General features: G+C 63.7%; 19 protein-coding genes. 11 read left to right on the top strand and 8 right to left on the bottom strand.

Features of this window, described 5'->3' with window-relative positions; translation table 11 throughout:
- Positions 1–92 precede the first annotated feature (92 nt).
- On the bottom strand, positions 93–470 hold the full coding sequence (locus tag DNK49_RS22030) for a DUF2917 domain-containing protein (RefSeq protein ID WP_110530059.1): 378 nt from the start codon (positions 468–470) through the stop codon (positions 93–95).
- 132 nt (positions 471–602) lie between these two features.
- Between DNK49_RS22030 and DNK49_RS22025 the strand changes: the two genes are divergently transcribed.
- Complete coding sequence (locus DNK49_RS22025) at positions 603–1,520, top strand: LysR substrate-binding domain-containing protein (protein ID WP_110530056.1); 918 nt, start codon at positions 603–605, stop codon at positions 1,518–1,520.
- Between the two features lie 5 nt (positions 1,521–1,525).
- Here the strand turns inward: DNK49_RS22025 and DNK49_RS22020 are convergent, their stop codons facing one another.
- From DNK49_RS22020 to gshA, 5 genes are all read right to left on the bottom strand, one after another.
- Positions 1,526–2,419: a DMT family transporter gene (locus DNK49_RS22020; protein ID WP_110530054.1), complete on the bottom strand. Its 894-nt coding sequence runs from the start codon at positions 2,417–2,419 to the stop codon at positions 1,526–1,528.
- A gap of 163 nt (positions 2,420–2,582) precedes the next feature.
- Complete coding sequence (locus DNK49_RS22015; RefSeq protein ID WP_110530050.1) at positions 2,583–3,464, bottom strand: DUF6279 family lipoprotein; 882 nt, start codon at positions 3,462–3,464, stop codon at positions 2,583–2,585.
- 137 nt (positions 3,465–3,601) lie between these two features.
- Positions 3,602–4,612: an FAD:protein FMN transferase gene (locus tag DNK49_RS22010; RefSeq protein ID WP_424445304.1), complete on the bottom strand. Its 1,011-nt coding sequence runs from the start codon at positions 4,610–4,612 to the stop codon at positions 3,602–3,604.
- Between the two features lie 35 nt (positions 4,613–4,647).
- A complete protein-coding gene (gene gshB, locus DNK49_RS22005; protein WP_110530048.1) occupies positions 4,648–5,619 on the bottom strand; it encodes a glutathione synthase in 972 nt (323 codons plus the stop codon).
- Entirely contained in the window at positions 5,616–6,908 is a 1,293-nt protein-coding gene (gene gshA / locus DNK49_RS22000) for a glutamate--cysteine ligase (protein ID WP_110530045.1), read from the bottom strand. Before gshA ends, gshB begins: the two co-directional genes overlap by 4 nt.
- 236 nt (positions 6,909–7,144) lie before the next feature.
- Here gshA and DNK49_RS21995 point away from each other — a divergent pair, with 236 nt between their 5' ends.
- Both DNK49_RS21995 and DNK49_RS21990 read left to right on the top strand, forming a co-directional pair.
- Positions 7,145–9,322, top strand: a complete 2,178-nt coding sequence (locus tag DNK49_RS21995) for a carboxy terminal-processing peptidase (protein WP_110530042.1) — start codon at positions 7,145–7,147, stop codon at positions 9,320–9,322.
- Positions 9,323–9,379: 57 nt separating this feature from the next.
- Positions 9,380–12,523 carry an EAL domain-containing protein gene (locus DNK49_RS21990; protein ID WP_165843411.1) on the top strand — a complete coding sequence of 1,048 codons (3,144 nt, stop codon included), beginning with the start codon at positions 9,380–9,382 and terminating at the stop codon, positions 12,521–12,523.
- Between the two features lie 6 nt (positions 12,524–12,529).
- Here the strand turns inward: DNK49_RS21990 and DNK49_RS21985 are convergent, their stop codons facing one another.
- Together DNK49_RS21985 and DNK49_RS21980 are read right to left on the bottom strand one after the other, a co-directional pair.
- A complete protein-coding gene (locus tag DNK49_RS21985; protein ID WP_110530039.1) occupies positions 12,530–13,771 on the bottom strand; it encodes an Eco57I restriction-modification methylase domain-containing protein in 1,242 nt (413 codons plus the stop codon).
- 182 nt (positions 13,772–13,953) lie between these two features.
- Positions 13,954–14,853, bottom strand: a complete 900-nt coding sequence (locus DNK49_RS21980; protein WP_110530036.1) for an LOG family protein — start codon at positions 14,851–14,853, stop codon at positions 13,954–13,956.
- Between the two features lie 219 nt (positions 14,854–15,072).
- Between DNK49_RS21980 and DNK49_RS21975 the strand changes: the two genes are divergently transcribed.
- The 8 genes from DNK49_RS21975 to DNK49_RS21940 form a co-directional block, all read left to right on the top strand.
- A complete protein-coding gene (locus DNK49_RS21975; protein ID WP_110530033.1) occupies positions 15,073–15,954 on the top strand; it encodes a dienelactone hydrolase family protein in 882 nt (293 codons plus the stop codon).
- 186 nt (positions 15,955–16,140) lie between these two features.
- Positions 16,141–16,506, top strand: coding sequence for a response regulator (locus tag DNK49_RS21970; protein WP_110530030.1), 366 nt, complete (start codon positions 16,141–16,143; stop codon positions 16,504–16,506).
- A 2-nt stretch (positions 16,507–16,508) separates the two neighbouring features.
- Complete coding sequence (locus DNK49_RS21965) at positions 16,509–17,777, top strand: methyl-accepting chemotaxis protein (RefSeq protein WP_110530027.1); 1,269 nt, start codon at positions 16,509–16,511, stop codon at positions 17,775–17,777.
- A 13-nt stretch (positions 17,778–17,790) separates the two neighbouring features.
- Positions 17,791–18,102: an STAS domain-containing protein gene (locus DNK49_RS21960; RefSeq protein WP_110530025.1), complete on the top strand. Its 312-nt coding sequence runs from the start codon at positions 17,791–17,793 to the stop codon at positions 18,100–18,102.
- A gap of 7 nt (positions 18,103–18,109) precedes the next feature.
- Complete coding sequence (locus DNK49_RS21955) at positions 18,110–20,305, top strand: chemotaxis protein CheA (protein ID WP_110530022.1); 2,196 nt, start codon at positions 18,110–18,112, stop codon at positions 20,303–20,305.
- A 33-nt stretch (positions 20,306–20,338) separates the two neighbouring features.
- A complete protein-coding gene (locus DNK49_RS21950) occupies positions 20,339–22,798 on the top strand; it encodes a methyl-accepting chemotaxis protein (protein WP_110530019.1) in 2,460 nt (819 codons plus the stop codon).
- 27 nt (positions 22,799–22,825) lie between these two features.
- Positions 22,826–23,380: a chemotaxis protein CheW gene (locus DNK49_RS21945; protein ID WP_110530015.1), complete on the top strand. Its 555-nt coding sequence runs from the start codon at positions 22,826–22,828 to the stop codon at positions 23,378–23,380.
- Between the two features lie 64 nt (positions 23,381–23,444).
- Positions 23,445–24,852: nitrate- and nitrite sensing domain-containing protein (locus DNK49_RS21940; RefSeq protein ID WP_120719295.1), on the top strand; the 1,408-nt coding region annotated here is incomplete at its 3' end.

The raw sequence follows: 24,852 nt of genomic DNA, 5'->3' as shown, positions 1-24,852 counted from the left end.
TGGCGCGAGAGAACCAAGCAAGGCACGCGCTTACGACCCACCCACCTGCCAAGGCTTGACTGACATGATGGTGAGGCGTGGCGAGGCAAGCGCTAAGATTCAGATAACGGCCCGAAAGCAGCGGACGAAGCCGGCTGCCGTCCCTGCAGGGCCCGCGTCATTGCACCGCCACCGCGCGGATCAAACACGCTCAAGGCCCGACGCCACCACGGGCGCGGATCCGTCCTCAACCGTTCGACCGGGCGGGACAGGCTGAGCAGCGCGCCGCGTGACGACGACACCACGACGACGGCCGCGCTTGCGGGCACGAAGCCACGCCCGCCTTCCAGCACGACATCGCGGTCGTCCCCATACTGAGTCAGCCAGATTCGCCCCTCCAGGCAACGAAACTCGACCCCGAACACGTCGTCCATGACCCGGACTTCGCCCGCGGCAATCCGCACGAACCCGACCTGATTCCCTGTCTGCATGATGACACCTCCTGCCCGAATGGCGGCGACAGTGGCGCCCTTCGCCTCTTCACGTCCGCCCTTGCATGCAGTATCGGCATCGACTAGCCTGACAACAAACGGTCATTTCGCATCGATCGATGCGTAAAAATCATGCATAGCCCGCTCCTGAAGCTTCCCCCACTCGATCCCCTGCGAGGGTTTATTGCCGCGGCGCGCCACCTGAGCTTTACCCGTGCCGCAGCGGAGCTGTGCCTGACCCAATCCGCCATCAGCCGGCAGATCCAGGCACTGGAATCCGCGCTGGGCGTCACACTGTTCGAGCGCGGCGTACGCAGCCTGAGCCTCACCGACGAAGGCACCCGCCTTGCCGCAGCAGCAGAAGGCTGGCTGACGGAATACGTCCGGCTGGCCGAAAGCATGCGCACACCAGCCCGTCGGCCGGTGGTGGTCACCGCCTCGATCGGCATCTCGGCCTTGTGGCTGGTGCCGCGGCTACGCGACTTTCAACAGCAGCACCCGGATATCGACATCCACATCGCTGCGGGCAACCGGGTAGCCGATCTGGCGCGCGAGCACATCGACCTCGCACTGCGCTACTGTGCCGACCGCGACGCCCCCGCCGAGGCCACCCAACTGTTTGCCGAAATCCTGTTTCCGGTCGCCCACCCCAGCGTCGCACATGAACTGGACATCACCGCGGCCACGCTGCCTCAACTCACGCTGCTGGAATACAACGAACCGGGCTTTCCCTGGCTGGGCTGGGACCACTGGCTGAAGCTGATTGGCCTGGACGGCATCCGCCCCCGCGCGCGCATCGGCTATAGCCACTATGACCAGTTGATTCATGCCGCAGCAGGCGGACAGGGTCTGGCGCTGGGCCGTGCCGTGCTGGTCGACCCCATGATCCGTGAGGGGCGACTCGCCACCGTGGGCAAGGTCCGCTTCCCGGTGGACGGTCGCGGTTTCTGGCTGATCCCGCCGCCGCAAGGGCTGAGGCCGGAAGCCCGGCAATTTGCCGATTGGGTGGTCGCCAGCGCGCGCGCGTCGGATCAGCAGGACGCCACCTGAAGCGCTCAGCGCGCGGCAGGCCGGTTTGCCAGCCAGATACCCAGCCCGACCAGGCCCAGCGCAACGAAAACCGCCAAGGTCAGCGGCTCGCCCAGCAGCACACCGCCAGCCACCACCCCCAGTACTGGCGTCAGGAAGGAAAACGACGACAACCGGGTCGCCGGATAATGACGGATCAGCCAGAACCAGCCGAGATAGCTGGCTCCCGCCACCACCACGGTCTGAAAGGCCAGACTGGCCCAGACCACCGGCGTCGGCGCAAACACCCCGGGCTCACCAAGCAAGACCGCCACACCCGGCAGTACTGCAGCGGACACCACCAACTGGTAGAGCAGGGTTTTCTCCGGTGCGGTGCGCCCCAGAACGGTAGCCTTCACCGTCAGCGTGGTCGCCGCCCAGAGTATCGCTGCGGCGAAGATCATCAGATCCCCCAGCCAGGCCATGCCCGAGGGGCGCAGCAGGTTCTCGCCAAACAGGACCAGCACGCCAATGAAGGCCAGGGCCATGCCGACCCATTGCGCCCGGCGCATGTGTTCCTGCGGCAACAACCAGACTGCACCCAGCGCAACCATGAAAGGCGCAGTGTAGAGAAAGATGACGCCACGCGATGCGGTGGTGAATTCAAGCGCCCAGTACAGCAGACCGAACTCGCCGGCAAACAGCAACCCGGCCAGTACGCCAGGCCACAAGGTACCGTCCCGGGAAAACAGGCCTACCCCACGCCACCAGGCCCAGGCGAACACCAGCACCGCGGCGCCGAGCGAGCGCAGCCCCGCCTGCCAGACCGGCGAGATGCCGGCATTGGCCAGCTTGATCGCGACCTGCTGCACACCCCAGATCGAGCAGAACAGCACCATCAGACCAATGGCGAGGCGGTCGAGCTGATGTTTCGGGGCCATGGACGCTCCAGCATACGTTTAGGCCCTGCAGTATAAGCGGCTGACGTGGCGGCCCGCTCAAGCACACGCCCCTTGTTGGTGCATTCCAGGCCTACCCGGCAAGACGCCTGCCGCAAGCCCTCACTTTGTCACGGCGGGACGCTGCAGCACAGCCGTCGTCCTGTCAATGCGCAGCCAGTGCAGGTCCCGACGGGGGCGCGCAGGCCATGCGCTGGAAGTCAGCCCGCCAGCCCGCCAGCTCTCCCAGCAAGGTCTGGCGTTGCGCCGGCGTCGCGTCATTGACCAGATCGGCCAGCAATGCCAGCGTCTGCGCGCGGTTGTAGGCACGGTCGGCGCGGTAGTCCGCGCTCCAGTCAGACTCGGCCGCGGTCAGCAAACGCCTGACCTCAAGCTCGAACCCCGCCTCATGCCGGCGCCCCAAGGCTTCGATCAAGCCAGTCTGCCAGCGCTCGCGGTGGGCCAGCCAATCCGTCGTAGTAGGGCGCAGTGCATCGCTCCAGGCCTGTACCCGCTGCCGCTGCTGCGGCTGCAGGCGGCCGAACCAGGTACGCAGACGTTTTTCCATACGCTCGATCTGGGCACTGCGCAACTGCCCGGGACTGCCCTCGAGAAACGTCTTGCGAGTCTCCGTGTTGCGTCGGGCAAAGGCAGCAGCCAGCTCGGCCACCTGCGCATCGTCCAGCGCGGCGAACATCTGCGCGGCATCCGGCACCAGAGCCTCCATCAGGACCTGCCAGAAGGCCTCGCCACGCTGCAGGAAGGGGTCCAGCGCAGCCGCATCGAGTGGCGCCGCCTCACCCAGCCGCAGCTCGAGATCACCCAGCAGTTCGGCATAGGGGCCAAGCTGACTCGAGCAATGCCAAGTCAGCCGATCCGCCAGCCGGGCATCGAGCAGACGCCGTTGCTCACGATCGAAGGAAACGTAGTCACTCAGGTACCACGGCACCAGCCAGTCGAGTTGCGAGTAAGCCAGGCGCACGCCGCAGCCCGCCACCACGAAGAGTGACAATACCCCCAGCAGGAACAGTCTGACACGTGCAAACATGGTGCCTATGACGCAAGGCCCGGATCAGAGTTTCCGGCAGGCCCGGCGGCAACGAAAAAATCTGCGCCGTAGCGAAATCGAGTACGCGTGTTCCGCTAGGGCGCAGTCGTTGCGGCGCGGTATTGCCTGACACGCGCTCAGTCGATGACACTGACCTCGGTCGGCACCGGGAACTGCAGCCGCGCGCGAAGCGATCGGGTCACCTCGACACGGCCATCCTCGGCAATACGCAATGCATGGTCGATGCCGAAGCGCCGGGTCTGCTCACGCCAACCCTCACCTGCAAGATAGGCTGGCTTGCTGGCCGCGTCGGACAGCGTGCCCGCGGCCGGTCGCGGTGTGATCAGCACGGTCAGCGACTGGGTGCCATGTGCGGGCTGGCCGGTGCGGGGGTCCAGAAGATGCGCATAACGCTCGCCGTCGAGCTCGAAATAGCGCTGGTAGTCGCCGGAAGTGCCCACCGCCTCACCGTCGTATAGCGGCATGGTCGCCAGCGGCGCCGGATTTCGCGGATGCTGGATCCCGATACGCCAGGGCTGATCGCCCTTCTTGCCCAGCGCCATGACGTTGCCACCAATATTGACCAGCGCATTGACCACACCCTGCTCACGCAGGATGGCATTGGCCCGGTCCAGCGCGTAGCCCTTGGCGTACCCCCCCAGATCCAGCTGTACCGCCAGATTGCGGCTGCTGACGCGATTGCCTTCGATCACCAGGTCGCTCATGCGTGGGCGAGCATCGAGCAAGGCCTGCAGCCTGGCAGGATCAGGCCTCACGGGCACGAAGGTATCGGTGTGGAACCCCCAAAGTGCGATCAAGGCGCCGAGTGCAGGGTCGAACAGCTCGTCGCCCATCGCCGCCATCTGCTGGGCATCACGCAACATCGCCGCCAGCTCGTCCGAAACCTCGTGCGGCTCGCCACGGGCAATCGCCGCATTCAGCGCGGTCAGCTCGGAGGGTTCCCAGGCGTGATAGGCGCGGTGCAGGCGGTCAAACTCGCGCAGCACAGCCGCAGTGGCAGAATCGGCCTGTGCCTTGTCCTCGCCATAGACCGCGACATCCACCCGGGTACCGAACACATAGGACTCCTGTCGGAACACCTCGGGACGCGAGCAGGCCGACAGCAGCATGCCGCACAGCAGCAACATCAGGACCGCGCGCAGGCGGCCCCCGATCGCAAGCCTCATGCGGCACACACCTGTTCGAGCGTATCGATGACCAGGCCGGCAACATCAAAACCTTGCTGGGACGCGATCTCGACCATGCAGGTGGGGCTGGTGACGTTGATCTCGGTCAGATGCCCACCGATCACATCCAGACCCACGATCAACAAACCGCGCGCCCACAGAATGGGCGCCAGGTACTCCGCAATCTCGCGCTCACGCACAGTCAGCGGCATGGCCACGCCACGGCCGCCAGCGGCCAGATTGCCACGGGTTTCGCCAGATTTGGGGATGCGCGCCAGCGCATACGGCACCACCTGCCCGCCGATGATCAGCACCCGCTTGTCGCCCTCGGCAATCGCCGGCAGATAGCGCTGGGCCATGATCGTGCGTGCGCCTTCGTGCGTCAGCGTCTCGACGATGACGTTGCGGTTGGGATCGTCGGCGCGTACGCGGAAGATCTGGCTGCCCCCCATGCCATCGAGCGGTTTCAGGATCACATCCCCCAACTCGTCGATGAAGGCATGCACGTCGGCCGCATCGCGCGCCACCAGCGTGGTGGCGGTGAACTGCGAAAACTCGGTGATTGCGATCTTCTCGGAGTGGTCGCGCACCGCACGCGGCTGGTTGAACACCCGCACGCCGGCCTGGGCTGCACGCTCCAGCAGCCAGGTCGCGGTCACGTACTCGAAGTCGAAGGGCGGATCCTGACGCATCAGCACCGCATCGAACGTGTCCAGCGGCAAGGCCTGGGCCTCGCCAGCACGGTACCAGTCTGTTTCAACGGGGTCAGACCCGGTTGAAACCGTCAGCGGAACGCAGCGACTCCCGGCCACCACCCCGTCGCGCCAGGTGAGCGCCTCGCGCTGCAAGGCCCACACCTCATGCCCACGGGCTGCGGCCGCACGCATCATCGCAATGCTGGAGTCCTTGTAGGCCTTCAAGCCTTCGAGCGGATCCAGGATGAAGGCGAGCTTGAGCGGACGGCTCATGCCACCGCCTCTTCAGCCGGCTCGGTCTCCTCGATCTCGACCGATGCTGCAAGCAAGGCCAGACGCGCGACCACGCCGTAGGCGTAGAACCGGTTGGGGGCAGCATCCGGCTCCTTGCTGCAATCCGGTATCGAGCAGCAGGTATCGAAGGCCAGCGGCTTGAAATGCATGCCCGGTGCGTTCAGGTTCTCGTCGCGCGCGCGCTCGGTATGAACGCGGTAGAAGCCCCCCACCACATAGTGGTCCATCATGTAGATCACCGGCTCGGCCACGGCACCATCGACGGTCTCGAAAGTGTGCACCCCTTCCTGGATGATCACTTCCTGCACCTGCAGGCCTTCCTTGACCACCGCCATCTTGTTTCGCTGGCGACGGTTGAGGCCGACCACTTCAGACGCATCCTTGACCGTCATCACGCCCATGCCGTAGGTGCCGGCATCGGCCTTGACCACCACGAAGGGCTCGTCGGTGATGTCGTATTCCTTGTATTTTGCGCGGATACGGGTCAGCAGGCTGTCGACCTGGTGCGCCAGGCACTCCTCGCCTGTGCGCTCGTGAAAGTTCACCTCGCCACACACCCGGAACTCGGGGTTGATGCGCCACGGATCGATACCGATCTCCTCGGCAAACGCATTCACCACCCGGTCGTAGGCAGCAGCATGGCGCGACTTGCGGCGCACATGCCAGCCTGCATGCAGGGGCGGAATCAGCCATTGCTCGTCAAGCCCGCGCAGCACGTCGGGGATGCCAGCCGACAGATCGTTGTTGAGCAACACCGCACACGGGTCAAATCCCTCCACCCCAAGTCGGCTGCCACTACGCAGCAGCGGCTCGAGGGTCAGCGTCGCTCCGTTGGCCAGTTCGAGCGTGGTCGGTGCCGTGATGTCCGGCAACAGGCTGCCGATACGTACGTCCAGACCGGTCAGCTTGAGGATGGAAACCAGCTTGGCTACGTTCTGCAGGTAGAACTGGTTGCGGGTGTGATTCTCCGGAATCAGCAACAACTTGCTGGCATCGGCACAGATGCGTTCGATCGCAGCCTGGGCCGCCTGCACACACAAGGGCATGAAGCTGTCGTCGAGGTTATTGAAGCCGCCCGGAAACAGGTTCAGATCGACCGGCGCGAGCTTGAAGCCGGAGTTGCGCAGATCGGTCGAGCCGTAGAAGGGCGGCATGTGGTCGAGCCACTGCACGCGGAACCACTTTTCGATCTCGGTGGCACGGTCGAGAAACTGTTTTTCCAGCTCGAGCAGCGGGCCGGTGAGTGCGGTAGTGAGGTGTGGAACCATGGATGTATCGTCTCGGGAGGGGTCGCGAGGGAGCGGGCGACAAATGAGTTGGCCGGAATGTTACACCAAGGGCGGGAGGCGGTTACGCGCGTACATGCGTAGACATGTGAAACACTTTGGCACCTCCCATCCCTGCGCGGTAACTGCTAGCCTATGTGGCGTGAAACTTTGGCAGCGCCGGGCGCACCAAAGACACATCGACCCGCTTCAAGGCCGCAGAGCCAAGGAATCCACCCATGAAGAGAACGCTGCCCTGGCTCCTGCTAGCACTGTTTTCCGTCGCACAGGCTGCAGAAGGCACTGCCAGCCGGCAGTTTGCGCCCTCGCCCGTCCATCTCGAGACGGCGCTCGTCAGCGCCCAGCTGCTGTCGCGCTTTCACTACCAGCCCGTCCCGCTGGACGACGCGATGTCGGAGAAGATCTTCGAGCGCTACCTGAAAAGCCTCGATCCGGACCGTCTCTTCCTGCTGCAATCCGACGTCACCGAATTCGAGCCGGCACGGACCCGGCTGGACGACGCCATCCTGCGTCAGGACCTCGCCATCCCCTTTGCCCTCTTCACCCGCTACAGCCAGCGCCAGCAGCAACGCCTGAGCGAGGCCCGGGCCCTGCTCGAACAGGGCTTCGACTTTGCCCGTGACGAGCGCTACCGCTTTGTCCGCACCGACGCCCCGTGGCCGGCAAACGATGACGAGGCCCGCGAACTCTGGCGCCAGCGGGTCAAGAACGACTGGCTGCGACTCAAGCTCAACGGCATGGACGACAAAGCCATTCGCGACACCCTGGGCAAGCGATACGACAATGCCCTGGCGCGTGCCGCGCGCATCAAGAGCGACGACGTCTTCCAGGTATTCATGAACGCCTACGCCAATGCCATCGAGCCGCACACCGCCTACCTGGGCCCGCGTGCGGCGGAGGATTTCGCGATCTCGATGAAGCTGTCACTGGTCGGCATCGGCGCAGTGCTGCAGGAGCGTGACGACTTCATCATCATCCGCGAACTGGTCCCGGGCGGACCGGCAGCACGCTCGGCCCAACTCGGGATTGGCGACCGCATCGTCGGCGTCGCCCAGGGCGAGGACGGCACGTTGACCGACGTCATGGGCTGGCGGGTGGATGACGTGGTGGCGCTGATCCGCGGTACCAAGGGCAGCACCGTGGTGCTCGATATCCTGCCTGCCGACGCCGGCGTGGACGGCGAACACAAGCGTGTCGCCATGGTGCGCGATACGATCAAGCTGGAGAACCAGGCTGCCAGCAAGACCATCATCGATACCGGCAACAACGAAACGCGCCAGCGGGTCGGCGTCATCACCCTGCCCACTTTCTATCAGGACACCGATGCGCGTCGCAACAACAGCGACTTCCGCAGCGCGACACGCGATGTGGCCCGCCTGCTCGACGAGCTCAAGCGTGACAGCGTGGACGCCGTGCTGGTGGACCTGCGCAACAACGGTGGCGGTTCGCTCGACGAGGCGATCTCGCTGACCGGCCTGTTCATCGATACCGGCCCGGTGGTGCAGCAGCGCAACCCGCAGGGACAGATCCGCGTCGAGCGCGACACCGATCCGGGCGTGGCCTGGGACGGTCCGGTGGGGGTGCTGATCAACCGTGCCTCGGCATCGGCCTCGGAAATCTTCGCCGCGGCCATCCAGGATTATGGTCGCGGGGTGGTCATCGGCGAACCGAGCTTCGGCAAGGGCACGGTGCAGACCCTGCTCAATCTCGACGACATGGCCAAGAGCAACTCCCCGCGTTACGGCGAGCTGAAGATGACCATCGCGCAGTTCTTCCGCATCTCCGGCGGCACCACCCAGTTGCACGGCGTGTCTCCCGACATCGAGTTTCCTGCCACCAGCGATTTCGAACGCTTCGGCGAATCCAGCTATGACAACGCCCTGCCGTGGACGCAGATCAATGCGGCCAGCTTCCGCCCGCTCGGCAAGCCGGCCGAACTGCTGCCGGCGCTGAAGGAACGGCATCAGGCCCGCACTGCCGCCAGCGTGGAGTTTCGTCACCTGCAGGAGGACGCCGCCGAGCTTGCTGCCTTGCGCAAACGCACCGATATCTCGCTGAACGAGGCCCAGCGCCGCAAGGAGCGTGACGAACAATCCGCCCGCCAGCGCCTTCGCCAGCAAATGCTGGCGGCCACCGCCGACGAAGCTGCATCGGGCGACAGCCCGGCGGCGGTACGTGATGACGGCCTGCTGCGGGACGAGCGCAGCCTGAAGGAAGAACTCGCCGCGGAGGCAGAACGCAAGACACGGCGCGACATCCTCAAGGAAGAAGCCGCTCACGTCGTGGCCGACTTTGCCCAACTGCAGCGCAACGCAAGCACCCGTACAGCAACGGACGCGGGTGGCACCGTGCAGCCGCCACGCGGTGCCGAGCGTGCCAGCATGGGGCGGAGTTGAGCCACCCCCGTCACCCGATACCTTGCGTCCAGGACGAACCCTCTTCGGGATGCCGCCGTGACCCGACCCCGCCCAGCGCACCATGCTGCCGTTCTCGGCAGACTACTATGGGCCATTGCGCTGGGCATGGCATTGCTATCGCCTTCGCACGCGGCCCGAACCGTTCGCGTCGGCATCTACGAAAATCCGCCAAAGATCTTCCACGATGCAACAGGACGGGCAAGCGGCATCCAGATCGACCTGCTGCGCGAGATCGCTGCGGCCGAGTCCTGGCAACTGGAATTCATTTCCTGCCAATGGCAGGACTGTCTGGACCGGATCACCGCAGGGCAGCTCGACCTGCTGCCCGATGTGGCCCATACCGAAGCACGCAGCCTGCAGTTCGACTTTCACCACACGCCTGCACTACATAGCTGGTCGCAGATCTACCGGCGTGCAGACGTTTCCATCCAGAGCCTGCTGGATCTCGATGGACGCCGCATCGCGATGCTGGCCGGCAGCGTGCAGGAGTCTGCCCTGCGGCAGATGCTGGCAGGCTTTGACGTCAATTTCGAGATCGTACTCGCCAGCACACCGGACGAGGCTTTCGCGCTGGCAGAAAGTGGGCAGGTGGACGCGGCGATTGCCAGCCACCACTTTGGCAACTACCGGGCCGAAGGTTTCCAGCTGATCGAGACCCCGATCATGCTGCAACCCGCAAAGTTGTTCTACGTGACCACCCGGGGGCGCAACGACAATCTGCTGACAGCCATCGACGCCCATCTGACCGCATGGCAGGCGACACCGGATTCACCCTATTTCGTGATCATGAAAAAGTGGCTGGACCAGCAGCCGGCCACGCTGATCCCGCCGATACTGCGTACCGCGCTCCTTGTCCTGTTCGTGCTGGGTGCAATGTTGACAGCCGGCATCCTCGTCCTGCGCAGCCAGGTTCGTGAGCGCACTGCCCAGCTGCAGCGCCTGAACCGGCTTTACGCCACATTGAGCCAGTGCAACCAGGCCATCGTCCGCTGCAACAACCAATCTGAACTGCTTGAACGCATTTGCCGTGATGTGGTCGGGGCAGGCGAGATCAAGATGATCTGGATTGGCATGATCGATGACGCGACCCGGACACTGACCCCGGTCGCGGCCGCTGGCGACGGCATCGCGTACTTGCAGGACCTGCGCATTGCCCTGGATGGCGACGGGCCGACCTCCCGAGGCCCAAGCGGCATCGCGATCAGCGAAGACCGCCCGTACTGGTGTCAGGACTTTTCCACCGACCCGGCAACGTTACCCTGGCAGGAGACCGGCAAGCGCTTTGGCTGGCAGGCTTCAGCGGCACTGCCGTTGCATCTGGCGGGCCAGGTCATCGGCGTCATGAACCTCTATGCGGACAGACCGGGCGCTTTCGACGACGCAGCCCAATCCCTGATGCACGAGATGGCACAGGACATCGATCACGCCCTGGAGCGCTTCCGTCTGGATCAGGTACGCGAGCAGATGGCTGACACCCTGCAGGAAAGCGAGGAGAAATACCGCGAACTAACCGAGACCATCAACGACGTCATCTGGACCCTGGACCCGGTCACGCTCCGCTTCCTGTATGTCAGTCCTTCGGTCGAGCGCCTGCGCGGATACACCCCAGAGGAGATCATGGCCGAGCCGATGGACGCCGCGCTGACCCCCGACAGCGCGGCCAAGGTCCGCGCCCTGCTCGATGCCCATCTGGTCGACTTCGAGGCGGGTCGCCGCACCCCGGAAGACCACACGCTTACCGAAGTCGAGCAACCGCGCCGTGACGGCAGCACCGTATGGACCGAAGTCATGACCAATATGGTGCGCAATCGCAGGACTGGCCGGATCGAGATCCACGGCGTCACCCGTGACATTTCCGAGCGCAAGCGCGCCGAGGCCCGCATCGAGCATCTGGCCCATTTCGATCAGCTGACCGGCCTGCCCAATCGCAGCCAGTTGAAGGATCGCTTCCAGTTCGCACTCAATCTTGAACAACGCCGCGACGGCAGGCTCGCCACCCTGTTCATCGATCTCGATCATTTCAAGGACATCAACGACTCGCTCGGGCATGACATCGGCGACCGGCTGCTGATCGACGTGGCCCATCGGCTGACCAGCATCCTGCGGGCGGGCGACACGCTGTCCCGGCTGGGCGGAGACGAGTTCATCCTGCTGCTGCCGGACATTGACGCCGATGGTGCAGCCCGGGTCGCCAGCAAGCTGCTCGAACATGTTGCCCAACCGCTGCTCATCGACCAGCACGAACTCGTCGTGACACCCTCGATCGGGATCGCCATGTACCCGGAGGACGGCCACGACATGGATACCCTGATGCGCAATGCCGATGCGGCGATGTATCAGGTAAAACGCGACAGCCGCAACGGCTTCCGCTTCTTCACCCGAGAAATGCAGGCGCACTCGGTACGCACGCTGACGCTGGCCAACGCCCTCCGTACTGCACAGGAGCGCGGCCAGTTGAGCCTGATGTATCAACCCCAGCTCTGCCTGCACACCGACCAGGTGATCGGTGCCGAAGCGCTGCTACGCTGGCACCACCCACAATTGGGCATGGTGCCCCCCGCGGAATTCATCCCGATCGCCGAAAGCACCGGACTGATCGTCGACATCGGCCACTGGGTGATGTGCGAGGCCGCGGCACAGGCCAGCCGCTGGCGACGCGACGGGTTGCCACCGCTGAGCATCGCGGTCAATCTCTCAGCCGTGCAGTTCCGCAACCCCCGCCTGTCCGACCGGGTCGCTCAAGTGCTGGACGAGGCCGGGCTGCCAGCCGAAGCGCTGGAGCTCGAACTGACCGAAGCCACCACCATGGAAGATCCGCAAAAGGCGGTGCTCATCATCGACCAGCTGTCGGCGCGCGGTGTCGCGATGTCGATCGATGATTTCGGCACGGGGCACTCCTCCCTCAGCTACCTGAAGCGCTTCCGCGTCGGACGACTGAAGATTGACCGCAGCTTTGTCCGCGACATCACCGAAGACGCCGAAGACAAGGCCATCGTCGCCGCCATCATCCAGCTGGCCAACAATCTGGGCATGACGACGATTGCCGAAGGGGTCGAGACAGCGGGACAACTCGATTTCCTGCGTGAACAAGGCTGCGACGCTGCACAAGGCTATTTCTTCAGCCGTCCCCTGAGTGCCTCCGACTTCGAACGCTACTTGAGCGCCACACTGATGCGGTGACAGCGTTCAGGCCGGCAAGGGATCAGGCAGGAAGGCCCTGAAGCACTCGGGCAAGGGTGCGTGCTCGAGACTGCGCTGGGTAAACAGGAAGCGACCATCGCAGACAAAGCCGAGATCGCTCCAGTTCACCTGGTTGAGCGCATCGCGAAACGCAGCCATGTCTGCGTCCTGACGATGCGGAAACACCGCCATCACCGCACCATCGTAATCACGGCAGGTGTGCAGGAAGAAGGGCTGCGCCACCCGCGTCCTGCCATTGACATAGACCCGCGGACGTTCGCTGCGAAAATGCTGCCGCCCCCACGTCCACCAGTTGGACTCATCAAAGCGACTCACCTTGCGCTGCAGCAGCCTGACCTTGTGCGGTAGCAGGGCGGCAGGCGGCGGATCGCCCGGCTCAGTCCAGATCATGCGCCGGGTACGGCCGGTGCTGACCGTATGCGAGCAGACGAACTCGCGGTTGCCTTGCACATCGTCGCCATACAAGTCATCTGCACCGGACACTGCACCAACCTTGACGAAAGCCACATCGGCCAGACGCAGGGGATACTCTCCACGGGCAAACATCAGATGCCCACCGCACTCGATCAAGGTGCGCGGCTGCCAGTCCGGCCTTGCCAGTGCTGCAGTCAGGTCATCTGCGGTACCGATTTCAGCCAGCCGCATGTGCCGATCGAAGCAGCCCTTCTCGAAACGCCAGATCAGGCAGTTGGGTAGCGCATCGGCAAACACCCGGGCATCACCGAGCTCGATCACATCGGTCAACGTGCCCGCCTCGAACAACAAGCGGTTGAGCTTGACCGCCGAAGTCGCCTTCAGGAAGTCCCGTGGCGTGATGAAGATCAGCTCGCCGCCCGGCCGCAGGTGGCGCAGGCATTTTTCGATGAAGAACAGATAGAGGTTGGAGCGCCCGTCAAACAGGCCTTTGGGCAGGCGACGCAGGGTCTGCGCCGGAATGTCCTGGAAGCGTACATAGGGCGGATTGCCGATGATGGAATCGAACTGCTCATGCTCAGGGTAGGCAAAGAAGTCCATCACCGTCGCCTGCGGCGGACAGTGATTCGCGTCCAGTTCCAGCCCCACCGCACCCGGCAGATGGCGCAGGAAGGCCCCATCGCCACAGGACGGCTCCAGCACCCTTCCCGTGTTGCGACGCAATGCCAGCATGGCGCGCACCACCGGCTCGGGTGTAAACACCTGACCAAGCGAAGCAACGTCACGCAGATCGAGGCCAAGCTGCAAGCTCATCGGACACGGCCTCGCACGTGGCGGCGGGCCGGAAAAACCAGGGGGATCATTGATTCCATTCAGCGGGATTGAAAGGCAGCTGGCGACAATACCTGCAGCGCCGGGCTGATGCAAACCTTGATCCGCCTCAGTCACCGTGCCGCGGGCCACCAATTGAACACACTGCCCGCGGCTACAGTCAGTCAGGCCTCGCGCACCTGACGCGCGGTCAATGCCGGATCGTCCTCACGATAGGTGCGCTTGATGATTTCCCAGGCTTCCTCGGCCGTCTCCACATAGTGGAACAGGGACAGGTCGGCCGGACTGATCACGCCTTCGTCGGCCAGCGCCTCGAAGTTGATCACCCGATTCCAGAACTTGCGCCCGAACAGGACGATGGGCCGCCGGCGGATCTTGCGCGTCTGCGCCAGCGTCAGCACCTCGAACAGCTCGTCCATGGTGCCAAAGCCGCCCGGAAAGCTCACCAGGGCCACCGCCCGCATCAGGAAATGCATCTTGCGGATGGCGAAGTAGTGGAACTGGAAGCACAGCTCCGGGGTGATGTAGGGATTGGGGTCCTCTTCGAACGGCAGGTGGATGCTCATGCCCATGCTGCGTCCGCCCGCTTCGTGCGCGCCGCGATTACCCGCCTCCATGATGCCGGGCCCGCCTCCGGTGGTGACGATGACGGGCTCGCCCAGTGCATCAGCCTCGTTGGTGACGAGCTGCGCAAACCGGCGCGCCTCTTCGTAGTAATGGGCGTTGGAGAGCATGCGCTCGGCCTGGGCAAGCGCACCGGCATCGCCCTCTGCGCGAGCCTTTGACAGCATGGCTTCGGCCTCTTCCCGGGACTTGAAGCGGGCACTACCGAAGATGACAATGGTCGATTCAACCCCCTGATCCTGCTGGATCAATTCTGGCTTCATCAACTCCAGCTGCATGCGCACCGGACGCAGCTCCTCGCGCAGCAGGAACTCGGTATCGGCATAGGCCATGCCAAAGGAGCTGTTGGGGCCGGCATAACGGGAGGGCAGGCGAACGGTGCTGGCCTCGTCCTGAGCCGACGGAAAGTTGCGCGCCTTGAGAGGATTCTTCTTGTTCATGATGCGTCTCCGCAGAGGGTTGTGTGCGACGCCATGTTGCACTGCAACATGGCCATTTGCAAGTCATCCTGAGTGACTGCTTGCAATGGCGGCATGGAATCATTACAGCCGTCTACACTATGACCGTATCTGCATGGAACCGTCGCGCATTCCGAGGCTCCATTCCTGCGTTGCCTTTCACCGGCGACTTGTCCGAACCCATATGAAGGAGACACCTTGATGTCCGAAGCCCACGCTCCCCAGCACAGTGATTTCGACAGTCTGTTGCCCGCCGCGCAGCTGAACCGCCGCGAATTTGTCACCACTCTGGCGGCAGCCGGTTTTGCGCTGGCAGTCCAGCCGGTACAGGCCAGCACGCTGATCCGGACCGACGACAGCGGCCTCGACACCGGCAACACCACCATCGATGTCGCCGGCACCGCCCTTCCGGTCTACTTTGCCCGCCCGGCAGGCAGCAAGAATCTGCCCATCGTGCTGGTGGTACAGGAAATTTTCGGGGTGCACGAACACATCCGGGATGTCTGCCGGCGCTTTGCCAAACTCGGCTATCTGGCGATCGCGCCAGAACTGTTCGTCCGCCAGGGCGACCCGAGCACCCTCGACAACGTCGGGGCCATCCTGTCGGGCATCGTCTCCAAGGTCCCCGACGCTCAGGTCATGGCCGATCTCGACGCCTGCGCCGCCTGGGCGCCCAGCAAGGGCGGCAACCCCGATCGTCTGACGATCACCGGTTTCTGCTGGGGCGGTCGCATCACCTGGCTGTATGCCGCACATAACCCCAGGCTGAAGGCTGGCGTGGCATGGTATGGCCGGCTTGACGGTGCGCCCTCCGAAAACAACCCGCAACACCCTCTGGATGTTGCCGCCAAACTGCATGCACCGGTGCTCGGCCTTTACGGCGGCCAGGATCAGGGCATTCCGCTGGACGATGTCGAGGCGATGAAGTCGGCGCTGGCGTCCGCCAACAGCCCGAGCACCTTCGTGGTTTACCCCGACGCCCCGCATGCCTTCCACGCTGACTACCGGCCAAGCTTCCGCGCCACCGAGGCTGCGGATGGATGGCAACGTGCGCTCGAATGGTTCAAGCGCCACGCGGCCTGAAGCTGATACACCCAAGGGGCCGGCATCACGCCGCCCCCTATTGCCTTCGCCTTAGTTGACCTGGAATAAGTCTAAAGCGGCAAAAGCCGCTAAAGTAAGGTCCCAGAAGTGTCGAAAAAGAATGTAACCGCCCAACCTTCAACCCGGCGACACCCGTCGCTCATGTCGAACGCTGCCAAATAAAACATGAAAACGATTTTTCTGGTGGATGATTCCGCCACCATCCTGCTGTCCATCTCCAACATCCTGGGCAAGGCCGGCTATGGCGTCGAGAAGGCGGGCAATGCCGCCGAGGCACTGAAGAAGTTTCAGGCCGGGGTCAAGGTCGATCTGCTGATCACCGACCTGAACATGCCAGGCATGAATGGCATCGAGTTCATCAAGGAAGTGCGCAAGCTGCCCAACTACCGCTTCATGCCCATCCTGTTCCTGACCACCGAATCGCAGCAGTCGAAAAAGGTGGAAGCCAAGGCTGCCGGCGCCTCGGGCTGGATCGTCAAGCCCGCCTCCGCCGACGAACTGCTCAACACCATCAAGCTCGTCATCCGCTGACCATGCTGCTCAATCTCCTGCTTCGGCGCTCCCTGATCGTGTTCGGCCTCGTCGCGGCAGGCGCGGGCATCAGTGTGTATTTCCTCAACACCTGGTTCAACACCATCTTCCTGCCCTCCATCGGGGTCGATCAGCCCTTTGGCAACGCGGTAGGTTCGGTGCTGATCGTGGTGGCGGCCTATGTGGGTAACCGCCTGGTTTCCATCGCCCTGTTCCGTGACCACTACTACGGTATCAGCACCGAGGAAGGCGAACTGAAGCAGCGTTCCGGCAATGTGGCTGCGGTCAGTGAAGAGGTCGCCCGCGAACTGCGCGATGTGCCCACCTACACCGAGGTGCTGCGCCGTCAGCTATCCAGCGTCGTCGAGCAGACCGAAGGCGCGGCCTTCAACATCACCGAGCGCCTGCAGAGCATCGACGAGGTTGTTGGCCGCCTCAACACCTTCGTGGCCGAAAGCTCGAGCGAATCCACCGAGATGGCGGAAGCGTCCGAGCAGCGCATCAGCAACAACCAGCAATTGATTGTCGAGATGCGGCGTTACATCGATTCGCGCCTCGAAGAGGCCGAGCGCGACCAGTTGCGCATTGCCGAAGTGGTGCGCGAAGCACGCTCGCTGGAGTCGCTGACCCAACTGATCAAGGACATCGCCGCCCAGACCAACCTGCTGGCGCTCAATGCCGCCATCGAGGCTGCCCGTGCGGGCGAGGCCGGGCGAGGGTTCGCGGTGGTCGCTGACGAAGTGCGCAAGCTGTCGTCCGAGACCGAAAAAGCAGTGCAGTCGATCAACCGCGGCATCCAGGGCGTGGCCAGCACCATCGAAAGCCAGCTGCAGGAAAAACTGTCGTCGCTGAACCTCGACAACGAACGTGAAGCACTCGGCCAGTTCGCCGACCAGCTCAGTGTGCTGGGCCACAGCTACGAAGACATCCTGCGCCACCAGGGCCATGTGATCGCCACCGTCAAGGACAGCAGCGAAACCCTGGCGCACATGTTCATGGATGCACTGGCCAGTGTGCAGTTCCAGGACGTCACCCGCCAGCAGCTTGAGCACACCGCAGAGTCACTGCAACGCCTGGACGGCCATCTCGGCGTGCTCGGCGAACGTCTGCTGCAGGCCGAGAACCCCGACTTCCACTACACCCCGCTGGCCGAACACCTCAATGAGATCTACGCCCGCTATGTGATGGAACAGCAACGCCATACTCACGACGAATCGCTGCACAAGGCCGGATCGGCCTCCGGCGGCGGCTCCAAGATCGAACTCTTCTGATCCGGACACGCGCATGGCCGACACCCCTACCGCATCCCGTCTGGCGCTGATGGAAGACATGACCATCTACAACGCCATGACACTCAAGACCCGGCTGATCGAGGCCCTGGCTGGCACCGACCGGCTGGAACTCGACCTTTCCGGCGTGGCCGAGATCGACTCGTCGGGCCTTCAGTTGCTGATCATGATCAAACGTGAAGCCACGCGGCTGGGCAAGCAGGCACCGATCGTCGCCCACAGCGAGGCGGTGTCCGAGGTCGTGGACTTCCTGAATCTGGCCGCCGAGTTCGGGGACCCCCTGCTCGTACCCGCACATCAGGGCTGAGGACAACATGGACGAAATCACCAGCGTATTCGTCACCGAGAGCCGCGAACAGCTCACGGCCCTGGAAGCCGCGCTGCTCGACCTTGAGGCCAATGCCGGCGACCCGGACACTCTGAACGCGGTATTCCGCTCGGCCCACACCATCAAGGGTGGCGCAGGCGTGGTCGAGTGCGAGTTCATCGTCGCCTTCACTCATGTGGTCGAGAACGTACTCGACAAGCTGCGCAACGGCGAGATCGCGGTGTCCGGCGACCTGGTTGCGGTGCTGTTGTCGTGCGCAGACCATATCGGCCACCTGCTCGATGTGCTGGAAGCGGGCGCAACCCAGCCCAACGAAGACCTGACCGCCGAAGGCGCCACCATCCTTGCCCGGTTGCAGCGCGACTGGCTTGCGCAACACGACGATGCGGCACCCCGCTCGGGCCCACCGTCGGCGCGCGAGGAGCCGGTATCGAGCTCAGGCGGCGGCGCCGTCGAGACCGATTGCTGGCACATCTCGCTGCGATTCGGCCCCAATGTGCTGCGCGGCGGCATGGACCCGCTATCCTTCCTGCGCTATCTGGACACCCTGGGCCGCATCGTCCATATCGAGACGCTGGCCGACACACTGCCAGCGGCAGAGCAGATGGATCCGGAGACCTGCTACCTCGGCTTCGAGATCAACTTTGCCTCGACCGCAGACAAGGCCGCCATCGAGCGCGTGTTCGATTTCGTCCGTGATGAATGCGAACTCCACATCCTGCCCCCGCACAGCAAACTGGAGGACTATCTCGAGTTGTTGCGCAAGCTGCCGGAAGACACCATGCGGCTGGGCGAAATCCTGGTCCGCATCGGCGCGCTCACCCAGACCGAGCTTGACGAAGGCCTGCGGGAACAGACGCCCCCCTCCACCGAAGCGGAGGGGGGTGAGCACACTCCGCTGGGTGAGATCCTGGTCGAACACAAGGTGGTTCAGCCTGAGTTGGTCGAGGCCGCGGTCGGCAAGCAGAAACAGGTCAGCGAGAAAAAGGCGGCCGAATCCCGCCTGATCCGCATCCAGGCTGACAAGCTGGACAAACTGATCGACCTCGTTGGCGAACTGGTCATTGCCGGTGCCAGCGTCAATCTGCTGGCGGGCAAGTCAGGCCTGAGCGACCTGGTGGAAGCCACCTCACTGACCAGCCGACTGGTCGAAAGCATTCGCGACGCCGCGCTGCAACTGCGCATGGTGCAGATCGGCGAGACCTTCAACCGCTTCAACCGGGTGGTACGCGATGTCTCGCGTGAGCTTGGCAAGGATATCGAACTGGTGATCTCGGGCGGTGAGACCGAGCTCGACAAATCCATGGTCGAGAAGATCGGCGACCCGCTGATGCACCTTGTACGCAATGCCATGGACCATGGCATCGAGTCGCCCGAGAACCGCGTCGCACACGGCAAGCCTGCCCGCGGCCGGCTGGAACTGAATGCCTATCACGACTCTGGCAGCATCATGATCGAGGTCGTAGACGATGGCGGCGGCCTGAATCGCGAGCGCATCGCGGCCAAGGCGGTCGAGCGCGGCATCATCCAGCCGGGCCAGACCTTGTCCGACACCGAGATCTACAATCTGATCTTCGAAGCCGGCTTCTCCACTGCGGAGCAAGTCAGCAATCTGTCCGGCCGTGGCGTCGGCATGGATGTGGTCCGCCGCAACATCCAGAGCCTGCGCGGCACGGTAGAGGTCAGCTCGACCGCAGGCGAGGGGTCGCGCTTCGCCATCCGCCTGCCGCTGACACTAGCCATCATCGACGGCTTCCTGGTCGGGGTCGGTCGTGCGGCCTACGTGATTCCGCTCGACTCGGTGGTCGAATGCATCGAGCTGCGTCAGGACAGTGAAGGCCGTGACTACATCAACCTGCGCGGCGAGGTACTGCCTTTTGTCCGCCTGCGCGACATGTTCGGCATCGAGGACGTCCCGCCCCCGCGCCAGAACGTCGTCGTTGTGCAATACGGCGGACTCAAGGCGGGCATCGTCGTCGATCAGCTGATGGGCGAATTCCAGACCGTGATCAAGCCGCTCGGCTCGATCTTCCGCCATATCAAGGGCATTGGCGGCTCCACCATTCTCGGCAGCGGCGAAGTCGCGCTGATCCTCGACGTTCAGGCTCTGGTGCAACGCTGCGCCCAGCATGAAGAAAGATCCGCAGCCCGTCCGCAACTCGCGGCCCCGGCCAAGGCCTGACCCCTTTTACGCATCGTCCTCAGGGAGAAACAAGTGAACAACATCAAGATTGGAATCCGGCTGATGATCGCGTTTGCGGTGATGATCGCGCTGCTGATCATCATGGCCATCGTCAGCATCGCCCGCATCGGCACCCTGGCAGGCGAGGTCGACCTGCTGATCAAGGACCGCTATGTCAAGACGGTATGGGCCAACAACGTGCTCGACGAAGTCAACATCGTGGCACGCGCCACCCGCAACGCCCTGTTGCTGAGCAAGGCCGATGCCGAACGCGAACTGCTGCGTATCCCGCAATCGTCCGCCAAGATCACCGAAAACCTCGACCGCCTGCGCGACACCATCACCACCGACGCGGGCAAGGATCTGTTGCGTCAGGTCGACTCGACCCGCGCCGACTACGTCACCAACCTGCGTCAGCTCGAACAGCTGATCCGCAGTGACGCTCGCGATGCGGCAACCACCCTGCTGGTGGGCAACATGCGGACGGCTCAAAACGCCTACATGGGTGCCATCACCAAGATCATCGAATACCAGAACAACCTGATGGAGTCCGACGGCACGCGTGCCATCGACGAGGCCAATCAGGGGCGCTTGCTGATGATTGTGCTCGCCGTCGTTGCCGTGTTGCTCGCGCTGCTGTTTGCCTTCCTGATTGCCCGCTCCATTACCCGGCCAGTCTCCATGGTCAAGGACGCCGCCCTGCGCATGGCGGCCGGCGACTTCGACTTCAAGCTCGACTACGCGGCCAAGGACGAGATGGGCGATGTCGTGCGTGCAGTGGACGGCATGCAGAACAGCATCAAGACCATGATCGCCGACGCCAACCTGCTGTCGCAGGCCGCGGTCGAGGGCAAGCTGGCCACCCGCGCCGACGCCAGCCGTCACCAGGGCGACTATCGCAAGATCGTCGAAGGCGTCAATGCCACCCTCGATGCCGTCATCGGCCCGCTCAACGTCGCCGCCGACTACGTCGACCGTATCGCCAAGGGCGCCATCCCGCCGCGCATCACCGACAACTACAACGGCGACTTCAACGCCATCAAGAACAACCTCAACACCGCCATCGACGCCATCAACGCCCTGGTCGCCGACGCCGTCATGCTGTCCAGGGCCGCCGTCGAGGGCAAGCTCGCCACCCGCGCCGATGCCAGCCGTCACCAGGGCGACTACCAGCGCATCGTCCAGGGCGTCAATGACACGCTCGATGCCGTCATCGGACCGCTCAACGTCGCCGCCGACTATGTCGACCGTATCGCCAAGGGCGCCATCCCGCCGCGCATCACCGACAGCTACAACGGCGACTTCAACACCCTCAAGAACAACCTCAACACCGCCATCGAAGCGGTCAATGCGCTGATCGCCGACGCCGTCATGCTGTCGCAGGCCGCGGTCGAGGGTCGTCTCGACACCCGCGCCGACGCCAGCCGCCACCAGGGCGACTATCGCAAGATCGTCGAGGGCGTCAATCACACCCTCGATGCCGTCATCGCGCCGATCAACGAGGTCAAGCGCGTCATGGTCGCCCTCTCCCAGGGCGATCTCACCCAGAAGATCGACGCCAACTACGCCGGCGACTTCAAGGTGCTGCAGCATGCGGTCAATGACTCCATGGACAAGCTCGCCGAAATCATCGAGCAGGTCCGCACCGCCGCCGATGCGCTCTCGAATGCCGCCGGACAGGTCTCGGCCACCGCCCAGAGCCTGTCCCAGTCCTCGTCCGAGCAGGCGGCCAGCGTCGAGGAGACCTCGGCCAGCATCGAGCAGATGAGTGCCTCGATCAACCAGAACTCCGACAACGCCAAGGTCACCGACGGCATGGCCACCAAGGCCGCCACCGAAGCCGCCGAAGGCGGACAGGCCGTCGGCTCCACCGTCGAGGCGATGAAGAACATCGCCGGCAAGATCGGCATCATCGACGACATCGCCTACCAGACCAATCTGCTCGCGCTGAACGCCGCCATCGAGGCCGCCCGTGCCGGCGAGCACGGCAAGGGCTTCGCCGTGGTCGCCGCCGAGGTGCGCAAGCTGGCCGAACGCAGCCAGGTCGCCGCGCAGGAGATTGGTCAGCTCGCCGGCACTTCGGTCAATCTGGCCGAACGCGCCGGTTCCCTGCTCGGCGAGATCGTCCCCTCCATCCGCAAGACCTCCGATCTGGTCCAGGAGATCGCCTCGGCCAGTCAGGAGCAATCGGCCGGCGTCGTCCAGATCAACAACGCCATGGGACAGCTCAACAAGGCCACCCAGCAGAACGCCTCCGCCTCCGAAGAGCTCGCCGCCACCGCCGAGGAACTGGGCGGGCAGGCCGGGCAACTGCAGGAGCTGATGGGATTCTTCACCGTAGACAATGCGCCGGCAGGGCGCACGGTAACTGCTGCTCGCAAGACCGCGCCGAAGGCGGCTGCCGCACCAGCCCCCGCGCCCAGCAAGACCTCGACTCGGACAGGCGGCCGCAAACCGGTGAGCTTTTCCGAATCCGACTTCGAGAAGTTCTGAACCTGATCCCACGCGCGAGGCAAAAAAATGACTCAGATCGTCGCGAGCGGCAAGCAAGCGGTCAGTGCCAAACAGGCGGCCGGGGACGACAGTCCCCAGCAGTACCTCACCTTCAGCCTGGGCGGAGAGGTTTTCGCCCTGGGCATCCTCAACGTCAAGGAGATCATCGAGTTCGGCAATGTCACTGAAATTCCGATGATGCCGGCCTTCATCCGTGGCGTCATCAACCTGCGCGGCGCGGTAGTGCCGGTCATTGACCTGTCGGCACGGTTCGGCGGCAAGGCCTCGACGATCTCGCGCCGTACCTGCATCGTCATCGTCGAACTCGAAAGCGAGGACGGCAAGCAGGATCTGGGCGTCATCGTCGATGCCGTCAACGAGGTGCTGGAAATTCCACGGACGGAGATCGAACCGCCCCCCAGCTTCGGCGCCAAGATCCGTGCCGACTTCATCAAGGGCATGGGCAAGGTCGAGGGCCGCTTTGTCATCATCCTGAACATCGAACGTGTGCTGTCGACCGAAGAGATCGCGATGCTTGCGCGCATCGGTGACGACGACGGCAGTACTGCCAACGCAGAATAAGCAAGGACCGGCACCAGACGCGGGTCGCACACGCGGCTGGAGCACGGCTCACAGGGGGAGAACAATGAACAACAATACTTACGGCTGGCGCTCCATTCGTCTGCGCCTTTTTCTGCTGTTTGCACTGGTGATTGCCGGTGTACTGTTCTATGCGGCATCAGACCTGCTGCGCCAATGGCACGCCATGGTCGACCTCGAGCGCAGCGCCCGCCTTGGCGAACTGTCGGTCCGCGTCAATGGTGTCGTACACGAACTGCAGAAGGAACGCGGTCTTTCGGCGGGCTTCATCGGCTCACGCGGCGAGCGCTTCCGCAACGAGCTCGACACCCAGCGCAGGGACTCGGACAAAGCCACCAAGGTGCTGGACGATTGGCTGAGTGCAGACAGCGCGGCCTTGCCACCCGCCATCCGCTCGGCCGTCAGCGACGCACAGGGACAATTGCGCGAGCTGGGGGACAAGCGGGCACAGGTGTCGGCACTGGGCCTCGCCGGACCGGCGTCCTTTGCCTATTACACGACGACCATCGAGCGCCTGCTCGCCATCGTTGAGCGCGCAGCCGCTGCCGGCGAAGAAGTCCAGATCGTTCGTGGCATGACCGCTTACCTGATGTTTGTCAGCGCCAAGGAGCAGGCCGGGCGTGAGCGTGCGTCAATCAATGGTCTGTTCGCAGCCAATCAGGCTGCGGATGTGCCGCTGCACCGCCGCATCATCACCATTATTACGGCGCAGGATACCTATCTGGCCAGCTTCCGGCCGATGGCACGCAGCGAATGGAATGCGGGCCTCGATGCCATTTTCACCAGCGCCGAGGGCCAGCAAGCTGCGGCCATGCGCAAGGTCGCGCTGGACCGGATGCTGGAAGGCAACTTTGGTGTGGATCCGGCGCAATGGTTCGCCACCATCACCGCCAAGATCGACCAGATGAAAGTGCTGGAAGACCGGATTGCCACCCAGCTGACCGATTACGCCCTCGACATGCAACAGGTGGCACAGCGCAATTTTGCCCTCTCTGCAGGACTGACCCTGCTGGTGCTGGTGATTGCAGTGCTGTTCGGCATTCAGGTCACCCAGTTGCTGCGCAGCCTGCATCGCTCGGCACAAACGGCACAGCGCATCGCAGCAGGCCAGCTCGACCAGACCATCGCGGTCGAGACCCGCAATGAACTGGGCGAAATCGAAAGCGCATTGTCCGCAGTCCAGGACAATGTCCACGCCATGATTGGTGACGCCACCTTGCTGGCGCAGGCCGCGGTCGAGGGCAAGCTCGCCACCCGCGCGGACGCCAGCCGTCACCAGGGCGACTATCGCAAGATCGTCGAAGGCGTCAATGCCACCCTCGACGCGGTCATCGGCCCGCTCAACGTCGCCGCCGACTACGTCGACCGTATCGCCAAGGGCGCCATCCCGCCGCGCATCACCGACAACTACAACGGCGACTTCAACGCCATCAAGAACAACCTCAACACCGCCA

The sequence above is a fragment of the Parazoarcus communis SWub3 = DSM 12120 genome (assembly GCF_003226565.1).
Taxonomy (GTDB): domain Bacteria; phylum Pseudomonadota; class Gammaproteobacteria; order Burkholderiales; family Rhodocyclaceae; genus Parazoarcus; species Parazoarcus communis.
The sequence above is the reverse complement of the archived record's forward strand: the minus strand, read 5'-3'. Positions and strand labels throughout refer to the sequence as shown.